Raw genomic sequence first — 14,147 nt, 5'->3', positions numbered from 1 at the left:
CTCGCAGTGGATACACAACGAGAACAAGAACAAACACTGAGAACAGAGATCTACTTAGTTTTGTCAGCGCTTTTCCGTAGCGCACCAAGTGAGGAGATGATCGAGTTCCTGACTTCTCTAGAAGTTGAACCATCAGAAAGCGCAATGCAAAAAGCGTGGATTGCGCTTCAGCAAGCGGCAAAAGATTCTAATCGCGAAGCGCTCGAAGATGAATACCAAGATCTTTTTATTGGTATCGGTCGTGGTGAAGTGATGCCATTTGGCTCATGGCACATGACGGGTGCAATGATGGAAAAACCACTGGCTGAAATTCGTCACGATTTGGAACTGCTTGGTTTCGAGCGCGATGAAAATGTGAAAGAACCGGAAGACCATATCGCGGCACTTTGTGAAGTGATGTCGATGCTAACGGGTGAAGAAGAAGATCTTCAACAAGCGGTGTTTAACAAACACATCGCACCTTGGTTCAACTCTTTCACTCAGCAACTAGAAAACGCAGAGAGCGCGAACTTTTATAAGCCAGCAGCTCAACTGTGTGAGGCGTTCTTAACACTGGAACAAGTGCGCTTTAGCGTGAACACCAAAAGCAGTAAGCACAAATTAAAAATTGATGTGAAAAACGTCACTGATTACGAGTAATCGAGCAGTACTTGGTCATATCGATAGAGGGGCAATAGCCTCCAAAGATCTACCGTAAGGTAAGGAAGCAATGATGAAAGATAATAAAGAAATAAACACAAGCCGTAGGGATCTCCTGAAAGGCTTAACGACTGCAGCCGTAGCTGGTGCGGTTGTCGCTGGAACAACAAAAGTGGCAAGCGCTTCAGAAACGGTTGAGCCTTCTGAAAAAGACGTGAAGAAGAAAGGGTATCGTGAAACTCAACACATTCGCGATTACTACGACACACTTTAGGAGATAACGGATGAAACTTGTCAAACGCTCCGACAGTGTGAGCAAAGAAACCAATCAGCTTGGCGTTTCTCGCCGTGCATTCATGAAAAACACCTTGCTTGCTGCTGGTGGTGCGGTTGTAGGTGCAAGTCTTTTTGCACCGGGCATGATGAAGAAAGCACAAGCTAAATCGGTGGATCCAGAAGCGAAAACAGAAGTAAAACGTACCATCTGTTCTCACTGTTCTGTAGGTTGTGGTATCTACGCTGAAGTTCAAAACGGCGTGTGGACAGGCCAAGAGCCTGCATTCGACCACCCATTCAACGCTGGTGGACACTGTGCAAAAGGCGCAGCGCTGCGCGAACACGGTCACGGTGAGCGTCGTCTGAAATACCCAATGAAGCTTGAAAACGGTAAGTGGAAGAAGCTTTCTTGGGATCAAGCGATCGAAGAAATCGGTAACAAGGTGATGGACATCCGCAAAGAGTCGGGTCCAGATTCAGTTTACTGGTTGGGTAGTGCGAAGCACAACAACGAACAAGCGTACATGTTCCGTAAGATGGCGTCGCTTTGGGGTACCAACAACGTTGACCACCAAGCGCGTATCTGTCACTCAACAACCGTAGCAGGTGTAGCAAACACTTGGGGTTACGGTGCGATGACCAACTCTTTCAATGACATGCACAACTGTAAGTCGATGCTGTTCATTGGTTCAAACCCTGCAGAAGCGCACCCTGTTGCGATGCAGCACATCCTGATCGCGAAAGAGAAGAACAACTGTAAGATCGTTGTTGCGGATCCTCGTCGTACTCGTACTGCTGCAAAATCGGATCACTACGTATCTCTACGTCCGGGTTCTGACGTTGCGTTCATTTGGGGCGTGCTATGGCATGTCTTCGCGAACAACTGGGAAGACAAAGAGTTCATCCGTCAACGCGTATTCGGTATGGATGAAATCCGTGCAGAAGTAGCGAAATGGACACCAGCAGAAGTTGAGCGCGTAACTGGCGTTCCTGAGTCTGAAGTTTACCAAACAGCGAAACTGCTTTCTGAAAACCGTCCAGGTTGTATCGTTTGGTGTATGGGTGGTACTCAGCACACGACTGGTAACAACAACACACGTGCTTACTGTGTACTTGAGCTTGCGCTAGGTAACATCGGTAAATCAGGTGGTGGTGCAAACATCTTCCGTGGTCACGATAACGTACAGGGCGCAACTGACCTTGGCGTACTATCTGACACGCTACCAGGCTACTACGGCTTGTCTGAAGGTTCTTGGCGTCACTGGTCGAAAGTGTGGGAAATCGATTACGAATGGATCAAAGGTCGTTTCGATGACAACGCTTACGGCGGTCAAAAACCAATGAACAGTGCAGGTATTCCTGTATCTCGTTGGGTGGATGGTGTTCTTGAAAACAAAGACAACATTCGTCAACGTGAAAACATCCGCGCCATGTTCTACTGGGGTCACGCAGTAAACTCTCAGACTCGTGGTCCTGAGATGAAGAAAGCGATGCAGAAGCTGGATATGATGGTTATTGTTGACCCATACCCAACAGTTGCAGCGGTAATGAACGATCGTACTGATGGTGTTTACCTGCTTCCTGCAACGACTCAGTTCGAAACACACGGCAGTGTGACAGCATCTAACCGCTCACTTCAGTGGCGTGATCAGGTTATCGAACCATTGTTCGAATCTAAACCTGACCACGAAATCATGTACCTGCTAACTAAGAAGCTAGGTTATGAAGATCTGCTGTTCAAAAACGTACGCGTAGAGAACAACCAGCCAGTGATCGAAGACATCACTCGCGAATTCAACAAAGGCATGTGGACTATCGGTTACACAGGTCAAAGCCCAGAGCGTCTAAAAGCGCACCAACAAAACTGGCACACATTCCATAAGACATCTCTGGAAGCAGAGGGTGGTCCTGTGAATGGTGAGACTTACGGTCTACCTTGGCCATGTTGGGGCACGCCAGAGATGAAGCATCCAGGCACACACATTCTGTACGATACGTCGAAGACGGTCGCAGAAGGTGGCGGTAACTTCCGTACGCGTTTCGGTGTTGAATTCGAAGGCCAAAGCCTACTTGCTGAAGACAGCTACTCAAAAGGCTGTGAAATCAAAGACGGTTACCCAGAGTTCTCTGACAAGTTAATCAAACAGCTTGGTTGGTGGGACGACCTAACAGCTGAAGAAAAAGCAGCAGCGGAAGGTAAAAACTGGAAAACTGACCTGTCTGGCGGTATCCAACGCGTAGCAATTAAGCACGGTTGTATCCCGTTTGGTAACGCAAAAGCGCGCGCGATTGTTTGGACATTCCCAGACCGCGTACCGCTACACCGTGAGCCGCTATACACGCCTCGCCGTGACCTTGTAACGGATTACCCAACTTGGGACGACAAAGAAGCAATCTTCCGTGTACCAACGCTTTACAAGTCTATCCAAAAAGAAGACAAGTCTGGCGAATACCCAATCATCCTGACTTCTGGTCGCTTGGTTGAGTACGAAGGTGGTGGTGAAGAAACGCGTTCAAACCCATGGCTCGCTGAACTTCAACAAGAAATGTTCGTTGAAGTGAACCCGAAAGACGCAAACGACCTTGGCTTCAAAGACGGCGATGATGTTTGGGTTGAAGGTGCAGAAAAAGGCCGCATCAAGGTGAAAGCGATGGTAACTCGTCGTGTTAAACCGGGTCTGGCATTCATTCCGTTCCACTTCGGCGGTAAGTTCGAAGGTGAAGACCTACGTCCTAAGTACCCAGAAGGTACGGATCCTTATGTTGTTGGTGAAGCAGCCAACACGGCAACCACTTACGGTTACGACCCTGTTACTTTGATGCAGGAAACTAAAGTAACCCTATGTAACATTCGTAAAGCGTAAGGAGTCTGACAATGGCACGAATGAAATTCCTATGTGACACCAAACGCTGTATCGAGTGTAACGGCTGTGTTACTGCATGTAAGAACGAAAACGATGATGCGCTTGAGTGGGGTATTCAACGTCGTCGCGTGGTAACACTGAACGACGGTGAACCAGGTGAAAACTCAATCTCTGTTGCTTGCATGCACTGTACAGATGCGCCTTGTATGGCAGTTTGTCCAGCTGACTGTTTCGAGCACACAGAAGACGGCATCGTTCTTCACAACAAAGATCTTTGTATCGGTTGTGGTTACTGTCTGTTTGCTTGTCCATTCGGTGCGCCTCAGTTCCCGAAACAAGCGTCATTCGGTGAGCGTGGCAAAATGGACAAATGTACTTTCTGTGCAGGCGGTCCAAACACAGAACCAGGTTCTCTAGAAGAGCGTGAGAAGTACGGTGCGAACCGTATTGCTGAAGGTAAGCTACCTATGTGTGCGTCACTATGTTCAACAAAAGCACTGCTAGCGGGTGATGCAGAGAAAGTATCTGACATCTTCCGTCAACGTGTGGTTGAGCGCGGTGCGAAAAACGCAGGTTGGACAGACGGTAACGATCTTTCTTACGACGCAACCAAAAGCTAAGTAGGAGAGACACATGTTAAATACTCTTAAACGTGCGTCTCTTGTAATGCTGTCGATGATGACAGCATTACTGCTGACCTTCGCGATGCCAGCGTCTGCGCAAGAAGACACATCTCCAGTGGTCCAACAGGAGATGACGCAACTTGCAGGTGCAGACTTCTGGCGTCAGGTCAAAGAGGGGCAAGAAGGCTATACCACGTCGAAATCAGCGGAACACGGTGTGCTGATCAGTACTCCGGGTGAGACTTGGTACATTCTTAAAGAGAAATGGATGTCTCCTGCGGGCGCTGTCGCGATTTTCGGCAGTATCGCAATGGTTATCATGGCTTACGTATTCGTTGGTCCTCTGATGCTAAGCAAGCCACGTACTGGCAAGAAGATGAAACGCTGGTCTCGACTAGACCGTGCACTACACTGGAGCATGGCGTTTACCTTCTTAACGCTGGCATTCAGTGGTTTGATGCTGGTTTACGGTAAGCACTTCTTAAAACCGTACGTACCCACTGAGTTCTGGGGCTTCATCGTCATGTTGGCGAAGCAGTACCATAACTACATGGGTCCGCTGTTCTTCATCTTGCTGATGTTTGTTCTGCTGAAATGGTGGCGCAAATCTATCCCTAACATGACAGACATCCGTTGGTTCATGAAAATGGGTGGCATGGTTGGTAAACACAAAGGAACGCACCCATCGGCTGGTTTCTCGAACGGTGGTGAAAAGGCGATCTACTGGTTGTTGATCTTCTTCGGTGCTATCGCTGCAGTGAGTGGCTTAATTCTGGATTTCCCAATTTTCGGCCAAACTCGTCGCGATATGGAATTGTCTAACCTCGTTCACGCGATTTCGGCACTGATTCTAATCTGTGGCTTTATCTTCCACATCTACATCGGTCTATTCGGTATGGAAGGTGCGTTAGAAGGTATGGTTACCGGTGAAGTTGACGAAACATGGGCGAAAGAACACCACGATCTTTGGTATGAAGAAGTAAAATCCAAAGAAGCGATGGGCGAAACAGATACGGCAAACACGGAACCAAAAGGAGCGAAAGCGAATGAACAAACCTCATAACGGGATTTGGGTTGCGTACATCCTGAGTTGTTTGACCCCGTTTACGTTTTTGATCTCAGGCGTTATCGCAATCATTTACGCGGGCTACCGCTTGGATAAAGGCGAAGACAGTGATGTAGTGAACTCACATTACTACGGCTTGATTCGTACTTTCTTCCTGTACTTCACGTTCTTTGTTGTATTGATCGTAACAGTGGCAACATCGAACGGTGTGTTGGTTGGCGTAAGTGACTATTGGGTACACAGCAGCTTGCTAGACACGGTGGCTTACTTCATTCCTTGGATAGGTATGCTGTTCGCAACGCTTGCGATTCTTGTATGGTTCCTACGTATGTACCAAGGTATGAACCAACTGCGCAACAATATGCCTCACAGACCGTCTACAGGTCCAAACCTGTAGACCGGAATCTTTGCTCAAAAGCCTCGCCATCGCGGGGCTTTTTTATGCCTGAAAGACGGAGTGATTCCATCAGTTTTTAAACAGAAATTAGAGGCAAATCAGCAGGCTTACGACCATGGTCTAATCCTTATTGCTATTGTTGTTTTTCTATCGGTGTTAAGCTTAATAAAAAAGAGCAACAAGGATCGGTTATGAATTTCCCATACAGAAATATTGTCGTACTTACTGGCGCTGGCATCTCGGCTGAGTCTGGTATTCAAACATTTCGCGCTCAAGATGGTCTCTGGGAGAATCACCGCATTGAGGACGTTGCAACACCCGAAGGGTTTGCTCGCGATCCCGATCTTGTTCAATCGTTCTATAATCAACGTCGAAAAAAACTACAGGGCGAAGATATCAAGCCTAATGCTGCTCATATCGCGCTAGGGCGCCTAGAAGAGCAGTTGGAAGGTAAAGTGACTATCATTACTCAAAACATTGATAATCTGCATGAGAGAGGCGGTAGCGCCAATATCATTCACATGCACGGTGAGTTGCTCAAAGCGCGTTGCAGCGAATCCAATCAAGTCATCGAGCATTCAGAAGACATTGAGACTGGCGAGTTATGCCATTGCTGCCAAATTCCGGCTCAAATGCGTCCACACATTGTTTGGTTCGGTGAAATGCCACTGCGCATGGGTGAGATATATGCGGCATTGGAAGAGGCGGATTTGTTTATTTCTATCGGTACTTCTGGCGTGGTATATCCAGCCGCAGGCTTTGTTCATGACGCGAAGATGCATGGTGCACATACGATTGAAATCAATTTAGAGCCAAGTGCCGTCGAGAGTGAGTTTGAAGAGAAGCGTTACGGTAAAGCAACTATTGAAGTGCCAAAATTGGTTGACGAAATTCTTGCTCTGGAAAACGAAGCCAGCGCTTAATCAAACGGACAGAACCTTCATTTCAAAAAGGCATCGAGTGATTCGATGCCTTTTTGTATTTTGAAACGTTGTATTCTGATGCTTTGCAATTCGAGCAGTATGGATTGAGCCACAAATAGCGATCTACAGATACAAGAAAAGCGACCGAAGCCGCTTTTCTAAACTATTTCGACAGACTGATTAGTTGTCTACTTTTAGCTTTTGGAAGTACTCATCGTAAAGCACGCTTGCTTCACCAACTTCGTCTTGCCATGTACCGCTGTCCATCACTTCTTGTGGTGGGAAGATGCTTGGATCGTTAGCAAATTCTTTCGGTAGTAGATCGTGCGCTGTTTTCACTGGAGTAGGGTAACCAATCTCTAGTGCAATCTTAGCTGCGTTCTCTGGACGTAATAGGAAGTCGATCATCTTATGAGCTGCATCAACGTTCTTCGCACCAGCTGGAATTGCTAGGCTGTCCATCCAGAAGATAGTGCCTTTTTCTGGCCAGATGATGTCGATGTTCGCGCCTTCTTGACGAGCCATGTAAGCAGAACCATTCCAAAGCATACCAAGTGATACTTCACCTGCTAGGTATGGGTTCGCTGGGAAGTCTGAGTTGAATACCAACACGTTTGGCATTAGCTTTTTCAGTTCTTCGTAAGCTGCTTTGATCTCGTCTGGGTTAGTCGTGTTTGGCGAGTAACCAAGCTTAGTCAATGCAATGTGGAATACTTCGCGAGAATCATCCATCAGCATTAGTTGACCTTCCCACTTGCTATCCCAGAAATCGTCCCATTTAGAAACTGATGACTTGTCTAGCATGTCAGCATTGATACCAATACCGGTCGCACCCCAAATGTATGGGATAGAGTAGTTGTTGTTCGGGTCGAACGGCTTGTTCAGGAAGTTAGTGTCTAGATCAGCAAAGTGAGACAGTTTCTCTTTGTCGATCTTTTGCAGCATGCCTTCTTTACGCATTTTAGATACGAAATAGGTAGACGGTACTACCAAGTCGTAACCAGAACCTTGAGTTTTCAACTTCGCGTACATGCTTTCGTTAGACTCGTACGTAGAGTAGATAACTTTGATGCCGGTTTCTTTTGTAAAGTCTTCAAGAACTTCGTTTGGAATGTATTCCGACCAGTTGTAGAAATACAGTTCTTGATCAGCAGCCATTGCAGGGGTAGCGATTAGCGTCGCCGCACACAGTGCGCTTGCGTAGAATTTACTTTTCATTTTATTTCCGTTTTGTTCAGCAACAGGACAAATCAATACTAGTAACAGATACTGGTTTGAGCCAAATTGCGATAAGCACAATCCTGTTTATTTGAACTACGAAAACCAACATTACGACCAAAATAGGTAGTAATGCTTGAACTCGAGTCAAATAAACCTAGCAACATACAATTATATCAGTCAATTACAAAAATAGGCAGCGTATTGCTGCCTATTTTCATTTAGTAGATGGCTTATTAAGCAAGATCAGATTATTGACCCGCTTTTAGCTTTAGGAAGTAGTCTTCGTACTTCACCGTCATGTCGCCAACAGAGTCTTGCCATTCAACGCGGTCAAGGTCTTCTTGAGAAGGGAACAGTGGTGCAACGTCTTTGAATTTAGCGTTAGATTCTGCAACCGCCGTTAGGTAACCTGTGTCCGCTGAGATTTGCTCTGCGATTTCTGGACGTAGTAGGAAGTCGATCATCTTGTGAGCCGCTTCTACGTTCTTCGCACCAGACGAGATTGCGAAGTTATCTACCCAACCGATACCGCCTTCTTTAGGGAATACAAGTTTCAGGTTCATGCCTTCGTTTTGAGCGGCTGCTGCGCTACCGTTCCAAAGCATGCCAACGCCAACTTCGCCAGACATGTATGGTGCGCCTGGGTTGTCAGAGTTAAATACTAGAACGTTAGGCATTAGCTTTTGTAGCTCTGCGTACGCTTCGTCGATTTGTTTTGGATCCGTAGAGTTACCTGAGTAACCCAGTTTGCGCAGTGCAATGTGGAACACTTCACGAGTGTCGTCCATCAGCATTACTTGACCTTCAAGCTCAGGCTTCCATAGGTCAGCCCAGCTTTGGAAGTCGTTTGGATCGTACATGTCTGCGTTAACCGCTAGACCTGTAATCGCAACAACGTGTGGAATAGAGTAGTCGTTATTTGGATCGTAAGGCTTGTCTAGGTAGTTTTTATCTAGGTTGCCGAAGTTTTTCAGCTTAGTCTTATCGATCTTTTGTAGCATGCCTTCATCACGCATCTTCGCTACGAAGTACGTTGAAGGTACTACTAGATCATAACCTTGGTTATGAGTTTTTAGCTTTGCATACAAAGTTTCGTTCGACTCGTAAGTCGAGTAGATCACTTTGATGCCAGTTTCTTTAGTAAATTGCTCTAGGATATTACTGTTGATGTAAGGACCCCAGTTCATAAATACTAATTCTTTATCATCCGCTGCCGCTGTACCAGAGAACAGAGAAAGCGCACATGCACTACCAGCTAATAGAGTAGCCCATTTTTTCATTGACGTTAGCTCCAAACCAAACGTTGTCCAATTTTGGACGATAGATAGAAAAACAGAATGGCATGTAACCATTCTGTTTCGTGATGTTAACGGGTGCGGATTCTACTTCACTTTTTCTCTTGCTAGCAACTGAGAAATTACTACCAAGACCAAAGAAACAATCAACATCACCGTTGCTAGGGCGTTCACTTCCGGTGAAATGCCCACCTTAACCATTGAGTAAATCTTCAATGGCAAGATTTCGTAAGTTGGACCTGTTACAAACGAGCTGATAATTACGTCGTCCAAAGACAGGGTAAAGCTCAGTAGCCAACCTGCAGCAACCGCTGGTTTAGCAAGAGGAAGGATGATCTGTTTCAAGATAACCCATTCGCTTGCACCAAGGTCTTTTGCAGCTTCCAACATTTTCACATCAAAGCCATTTAAGCGGCTGTACACTGTTACCACAACGAACGGTAGACAGAAGGTGATGTGAGCAATCAATAGAGTAAAGAAGCCAAGCTGTGCGCCCAATACAAGGAACAGAGCAAGTAATGAAATCGCCATTACAATATCTGGAGACATCATTACGACAAACAGCATGCCGTTTACCGCGCCTTTACCTTTGAACGAGTAACGGAATAGGGCAACAGCCGTCAAGCTACCAATAATGGTTGCTGCTGTTGCTGAAAATACCGCTACGTTCAATGAATGCCATGCAGCCTGCATTAGGCTGTCGTTATTTACTAAGGTTTCGTACCATTTCGTGGTGAAACCGCCCCATTTCATACCAAATTTGTTGGCATTAAATGAGTTAACAATTAGGACGATGATTGGCAGATACAAAAATGCATATACCAGCGCCATAAAGCTAAATCTAACTGTGCGTCCCATTAGTCTAGCTCCACTTTCTTATTCAATAGTTTGCCTGCTCTGTAGTAAGCGTAAAGCATCACAGCCATTGCGAAGGTGAGGGCGATACTGGTCGCAGCACCAAATGGCCAGTCACGAGCGTTCAATACTTGGCTCTTAATTACGTTACCGATCAGTAGGTTCTTCGCACCGCCAAGAAGGTCAGAGATGTAGAACATACCTAGTGCAGGTAACAGAACCAACAAACAGCCACCGATAATGCCAGGCATTGTCAGAGGTAGAATAACGCGTGTAATGGTTTGAAACTTGTTCGCACCAAGGTCTTTTGCTGCCTCGATGTATGTGTTGTCTAACTTCTCGATTGCCGAGTAAAGCGGCAAAATCATAAATGGAAGTAAGATGTACACAAGACCAATCATTACTGCGGTTTCGGTATACATTAAACGCATCGGCTTATCGATGATTTCCATCGCCATCAACGACTTGTTCAAAATGCCTTGAGTACCTAGAACAATCTTTAAGCCGTAAGTACGGATAAGAGAGTTAGTCCAGAACGGTACAATCACCAAGAACAACATGAACGGACGCCATTTTTCAGGCATTTTCGCTACGATGTAAGCAAATGGATAACCAATCACCAAACACAACAATGTTGCGATGATCGCCATGTAGAAAGAGTGCATCAGCACCTTTGCGTACAAAGGATCGAGTAGGCGAAGATAGTTGTCGAATGTAAACGTTAATTCAATGAGGTTCGCTTCATCACGCGTCAAGAAACTTGTACCGATAATCATTAGGTTTGGTACTAACACAAACAGTGTTAACCAACCAACGATTAGGGTAATGATCGCGTTCTGAAGATTAAGCTTCTTGCTTATCATTTAGTACTACCTCCCAGCTCTCAACCCAAGTAATAGCGACTTTCTGGCCGAGAGAGTGGTCCACATCTGGATCATCTTCGTTAAAGAATTCGCTTACCATCACGCGCATGCCTGAATCCAATTGGATAACAGAATCAAGCGTCATACCTTTATAGGTACGCTCAGTTACGTGACCTACGATGCCTTTTTCTTCAGACTCTTTGATCTCTTCGATTCGTAAGTCTTCTGGGCGAAGTAGTACTTGTAGTTTGTCACCGGCTTGTGCTTCTTGATCGTAGTAAACAACGGATTCAACACCTTCAATCTCTGCACGAATACGTTTCTCGTCGATACGATCTAGCATGGTTGCGTTGAATACGTTGATCTCACCGATAAAGCGAGCAACAAATAGGTTCTTAGGTTCTTCGTAGATCTCACGCGGAGAGCCATCTTGCTCGATAACACCGTCGCGCATAACAATAATGCGGTCAGACATCGATAGGGCTTCTTCCTGATCGTGCGTAACGAAGATAAAGGTAATACCAAGTTGACGCTGAAGCTGTTTAAGCTCGATTTGCATTTGCTTACGTAGTTTGTAATCAAGTGCAGATAGAGATTCATCTAGCAGCAGTACTTTTGGCTTGTTCACAACTGCACGTGCAATGGCGATACGTTGTTGCTGACCACCAGAAAGTTGGTGAGGCTTACGCTGTGCCATTTTTTCTAGGCGAACCATGCGTAGCGCATCCATAACTCGTGGCTCGATCTCTGCAGCAGGTGTTTTCTGCATACGAAGACCAAAAGCAACGTTTTCAAATACGGTCATATGAGGGAAGAGTGCGTAACTCTGAAATACCGTGTTGACGTGCCTTTGCTCTGCAGGAACCTGTGTTACATCTTGGTCATCTAATACGATTTGACCGTTATCTGCCGTCTCAAAGCCCGCGATCATGCGTAAAACTGTTGTTTTACCACAACCAGAAGGACCAAGAATCGTCAGAAACTCACCATGATTAACATCCAGATTTAAATTACCGATGATTTCCTTGCCATCGAAACTTTTGCTAATACCAGATAGACGAACTACTGGCTTTCCTGCTTGCTGTTTAGCGTTCAACGTCTGTATTTCTCCCACGTTCAAATTGGGTTTCGACCAATTGATGTGACATTAGTCATTCACTTTTGAGGCGCGCATCATAATCACCAAAATTGTGAAATCAAAGCATTTTCTTATCTTGAAACAGAAAAAATTTTGCAGGCAAAAGTAAACATTCCTTACCATACTGTTTTTATGGGGGTATTCAATTTTCCGCTATACATAAGCAAGGCATTAATTTCGTCAGCAAATGTTTTCAATTTCATAGATTTGCGAGTGGTTAATTATCGACCAAATAGCAGATTTTGCAAGTATTGAGGCCGACTTATGATTTTAGACGTGGAAAGATTTCTTTATAATGACGCCCTTATTAATTAACTGGTTTTCCAGAAAAAATCTTACAAGTTAGCCTTGGATTAAATATGAACAACGATTTTGAGAAAGATTTCAATCTTGGAGGGAGTGTAGAGCGAGCTCTTTCTGGCAAGTATGAACTAAAAGCAGCAGCCGTTTTTAGTGAAGCTTGGCGCACCACCATTCAACAGTTTTTGTCCTTCTCACCTGCGATTATTCTTTTGCTTTTCGTACAGTTGGGTATCTTCTATATCGCACTGCAACTTCAACTGGGTGATCCAGGCGTAATCCTTGATGCTATTCAAGACCCAGAATCTTTCACCACTGACATCGTTTCCGCTATTTATGTGGCTAACTTTAGTTACGAAGTGATCAGTGCGCCGATTTATGCTGGTATCAGCTTAATGGCGATGAGCCACGTTGCTGGGCTACGAACCAAGATCCGTCATGTGGGCAAAGGTCTTCAGTTTACGGTACCAGTGATTCTAGCAACGCTGTTTAGCTTGATGATGCAGGGTGTGGCGGGAATGATTTTCCCATTGCTGTCTCTGTATCTTTCTTTAGCGTTTAGTCATTCTATCTTATTGATTTGTGAGAAAAGAGTGCCGCCAATGCAGTCACTTCTTTTGTCACTTCGTGCAATCAACAAGAAGCTTTTTGTCGTCGCAGGGCTTTACTTAGGCGTGATGTTGATGTTTATTGTTGCTGCAATGTTCTACGGAATTGGCTTGATCTTCGTGCTACCGTTCTTCTTCCATTTGAAGGGAATCCTGTACCGCGAAATGTTTGGTATCAAGTTAAAGATCGTAGCGACACAGCAAAATGATAACGATCACGATGGTAACTCTCAGGTGTTTGATGCCTAAATCTTTAAAATCAATGAGTTTACGAGTGGCGGCTATCACAATAGCCGCCACTTTTGTTTCTGTAGGACCATATTTGCACTACGACCGCGAATATCGCAATGCGATTGACCCGCAGGTAGTGCACGGCCCGGTAACACACCCAGACTTGTCTAACCTCCCTTATATTGGTGACATTCCTGATTTCAACTCGATTAAGGACACGAAAGATAAGAAGACAGCGTTCTTCGACTTCCTTCGACCGAAAATAGCGTTAGAAAATCAACGAATCGAGAAAGAGCGAGCATTCCTAACGTCTTTAAAAATCGGTGAGGTGAGCGCTGAGCAAACCTCTTACGCTGAACGTTTGGCTTCGCTTTACTCTTACCCATTGCAAGAAGGCACGGTGACACAAGTTTGGCTAGGTGAAATGTTCAAACGTGTCAACGTGTTACCAGAAGCGCTGGTTTTAACCCAAGCCGCCAATGAATCTGCGTGGGGAACCTCTCGTTTTGCCACTCAAGCAAACAACTTGTTTGGTCAATGGTGTTATAAGAAGGGCTGCGGAATTGTCCCGGCACATCGTGGGGCAGGAAAAACGCATGAAGTAGAAAAATTCGACACAGTACAAGAGTCGGTGCACGGCTACTTTATGAATGTAAATCGCAACCGTGCTTACGCTGATTTACGCGACATTCGCGCTAATTTAGCAGGGAAACACAAGGATTTGTTATCTGTGGCGACGGCATCGGAGCTAACTCATGGTTTGCTCGCGTATTCCGAACGTGGCATCGCTTACGTTAATGACTTACGTGCGATGATTCGTCACAATAACGCTTACTGGACACAATAGA

14 protein-coding genes are annotated in these 14,147 nt (G+C 45.5%); 9 read left to right on the top strand and 5 right to left on the bottom strand.

Features of this window, described 5'->3' with window-relative positions; translation table 11 throughout:
• Positions 1-6 precede the first annotated feature (6 nt).
• From ACLIIY_RS07005 to cobB, 7 genes are all read left to right on the top strand, one after another.
• On the top strand, positions 7-639 hold the full coding sequence (locus tag ACLIIY_RS07005; protein ID WP_005441574.1) for a TorD/DmsD family molecular chaperone: 633 nt from the start codon (positions 7-9) through the stop codon (positions 637-639).
• Positions 640-712: 73 nt separating this feature from the next.
• The gene (locus ACLIIY_RS07000; protein ID WP_005427585.1) at positions 713-913 is read left to right on the top strand and encodes a twin-arginine translocation signal domain-containing protein; all 201 of its coding nucleotides are present in this window, start codon (positions 713-715) and stop codon (positions 911-913) included.
• Positions 914-923: 10 nt separating this feature from the next.
• Positions 924-3,779: a formate dehydrogenase subunit alpha gene (locus tag ACLIIY_RS06995; RefSeq protein WP_434528389.1), complete on the top strand. Its 2,856-nt coding sequence runs from the start codon at positions 924-926 to the stop codon at positions 3,777-3,779.
• A gap of 11 nt (positions 3,780-3,790) precedes the next feature.
• On the top strand, positions 3,791-4,399 hold the full coding sequence (fdh3B, locus tag ACLIIY_RS06990; RefSeq protein WP_005427693.1) for a formate dehydrogenase FDH3 subunit beta: 609 nt from the start codon (positions 3,791-3,793) through the stop codon (positions 4,397-4,399).
• 13 nt (positions 4,400-4,412) lie between these two features.
• Positions 4,413-5,465, top strand: coding sequence for a formate dehydrogenase subunit gamma (locus ACLIIY_RS06985; RefSeq protein WP_009706095.1), 1,053 nt, complete (start codon positions 4,413-4,415; stop codon positions 5,463-5,465).
• The gene (locus ACLIIY_RS06980; protein WP_434528388.1) at positions 5,449-5,865 is read left to right on the top strand and encodes a hypothetical protein; all 417 of its coding nucleotides are present in this window, start codon (positions 5,449-5,451) and stop codon (positions 5,863-5,865) included. The genes ACLIIY_RS06985 and ACLIIY_RS06980 overlap by 17 nt, the downstream gene beginning before the upstream one ends.
• A gap of 191 nt (positions 5,866-6,056) precedes the next feature.
• Positions 6,057-6,788 (top strand): Sir2 family NAD+-dependent deacetylase, encoded by a 732-nt coding sequence (gene cobB, locus ACLIIY_RS06975; protein WP_434528387.1) that lies wholly within the window; start codon positions 6,057-6,059, stop codon positions 6,786-6,788.
• Positions 6,789-6,968: 180 nt separating this feature from the next.
• Here cobB and ACLIIY_RS06970 read toward each other — a convergent pair whose 3' ends face one another.
• The 5 genes from ACLIIY_RS06970 to potA all read right to left on the bottom strand — a co-directional run bounded on the left by ACLIIY_RS06970 (position 6,969) and on the right by potA (position 12,118).
• The gene (locus ACLIIY_RS06970) at positions 6,969-8,006 is read right to left on the bottom strand and encodes an extracellular solute-binding protein (RefSeq protein WP_005528441.1); all 1,038 of its coding nucleotides are present in this window, start codon (positions 8,004-8,006) and stop codon (positions 6,969-6,971) included.
• A 251-nt stretch (positions 8,007-8,257) separates the two neighbouring features.
• A complete protein-coding gene (locus ACLIIY_RS06965; RefSeq protein WP_009706099.1) occupies positions 8,258-9,289 on the bottom strand; it encodes an extracellular solute-binding protein in 1,032 nt (343 codons plus the stop codon).
• A gap of 102 nt (positions 9,290-9,391) precedes the next feature.
• Positions 9,392-10,162, bottom strand: coding sequence for a spermidine/putrescine ABC transporter permease PotC (gene potC / locus ACLIIY_RS06960; protein WP_005389180.1), 771 nt, complete (start codon positions 10,160-10,162; stop codon positions 9,392-9,394).
• Entirely contained in the window at positions 10,162-11,022 is an 861-nt protein-coding gene (gene potB / locus ACLIIY_RS06955; RefSeq protein WP_005441590.1) for a spermidine/putrescine ABC transporter permease PotB, read from the bottom strand. Before potB ends, potC begins: the two co-directional genes overlap by 1 nt.
• A complete protein-coding gene (gene potA / locus ACLIIY_RS06950; RefSeq protein ID WP_009706100.1) occupies positions 11,003-12,118 on the bottom strand; it encodes a spermidine/putrescine ABC transporter ATP-binding protein PotA in 1,116 nt (371 codons plus the stop codon). Before potA ends, potB begins: the two co-directional genes overlap by 20 nt.
• 401 nt (positions 12,119-12,519) lie before the next feature.
• Between potA and ACLIIY_RS06945 the strand changes: the two genes are divergently transcribed.
• Positions 12,520-13,317: a hypothetical protein gene (locus tag ACLIIY_RS06945; protein ID WP_005441595.1), complete on the top strand. Its 798-nt coding sequence runs from the start codon at positions 12,520-12,522 to the stop codon at positions 13,315-13,317.
• Positions 13,310-14,146: a glucosaminidase domain-containing protein gene (locus ACLIIY_RS06940; RefSeq protein ID WP_434528386.1), complete on the top strand. Its 837-nt coding sequence runs from the start codon at positions 13,310-13,312 to the stop codon at positions 14,144-14,146. Before ACLIIY_RS06945 ends, ACLIIY_RS06940 begins: the two co-directional genes overlap by 8 nt.
• Position 14,147 lies beyond the last annotated feature (1 nt).

This window comes from Vibrio sp. K4 (assembly GCF_051122595.1).
Taxonomy (GTDB): Bacteria; Pseudomonadota; Gammaproteobacteria; order Enterobacterales; family Vibrionaceae; genus Vibrio; species Vibrio owensii.
The sequence above is the reverse complement of the archived record's forward strand: the minus strand, read 5'-3'. Positions and strand labels throughout refer to the sequence as shown.

Bases quoted from the DNA above. Each gene is read 5' to 3' on its own strand.
- ACLIIY_RS06940 (WP_434528386.1), top strand. From the start codon at position 13,310: ATGCCTAAATCTTTAAAATCAATGAGTTTACGAGTGGCGGCTATCACA.
- potB (WP_005441590.1), bottom strand. From the start codon at position 11,022: ATGATAAGCAAGAAGCTTAATCTTCAGAACGCGATCATTACCCTAATC.
- potC (WP_005389180.1), bottom strand. From the start codon at position 10,162: ATGGGACGCACAGTTAGATTTAGCTTTATGGCGCTGGTATATGCATTT.
- cobB (WP_434528387.1), top strand. From the start codon at position 6,057: ATGAATTTCCCATACAGAAATATTGTCGTACTTACTGGCGCTGGCATC.
- ACLIIY_RS06985 (WP_009706095.1), top strand. From the start codon at position 4,413: ATGTTAAATACTCTTAAACGTGCGTCTCTTGTAATGCTGTCGATGATG.
- fdh3B (WP_005427693.1), top strand. From the start codon at position 3,791: ATGGCACGAATGAAATTCCTATGTGACACCAAACGCTGTATCGAGTGT.
- ACLIIY_RS06980 (WP_434528388.1), top strand. From the start codon at position 5,449: ATGAACAAACCTCATAACGGGATTTGGGTTGCGTACATCCTGAGTTGT.
- ACLIIY_RS07000 (WP_005427585.1), top strand. From the start codon at position 713: ATGAAAGATAATAAAGAAATAAACACAAGCCGTAGGGATCTCCTGAAA.
- ACLIIY_RS06965 (WP_009706099.1), bottom strand. From the start codon at position 9,289: ATGAAAAAATGGGCTACTCTATTAGCTGGTAGTGCATGTGCGCTTTCT.
- ACLIIY_RS06970 (WP_005528441.1), bottom strand. From the start codon at position 8,006: ATGAAAAGTAAATTCTACGCAAGCGCACTGTGTGCGGCGACGCTAATC.
- ACLIIY_RS06995 (WP_434528389.1), top strand. From the start codon at position 924: ATGAAACTTGTCAAACGCTCCGACAGTGTGAGCAAAGAAACCAATCAG.
- ACLIIY_RS06945 (WP_005441595.1), top strand. From the start codon at position 12,520: ATGAACAACGATTTTGAGAAAGATTTCAATCTTGGAGGGAGTGTAGAG.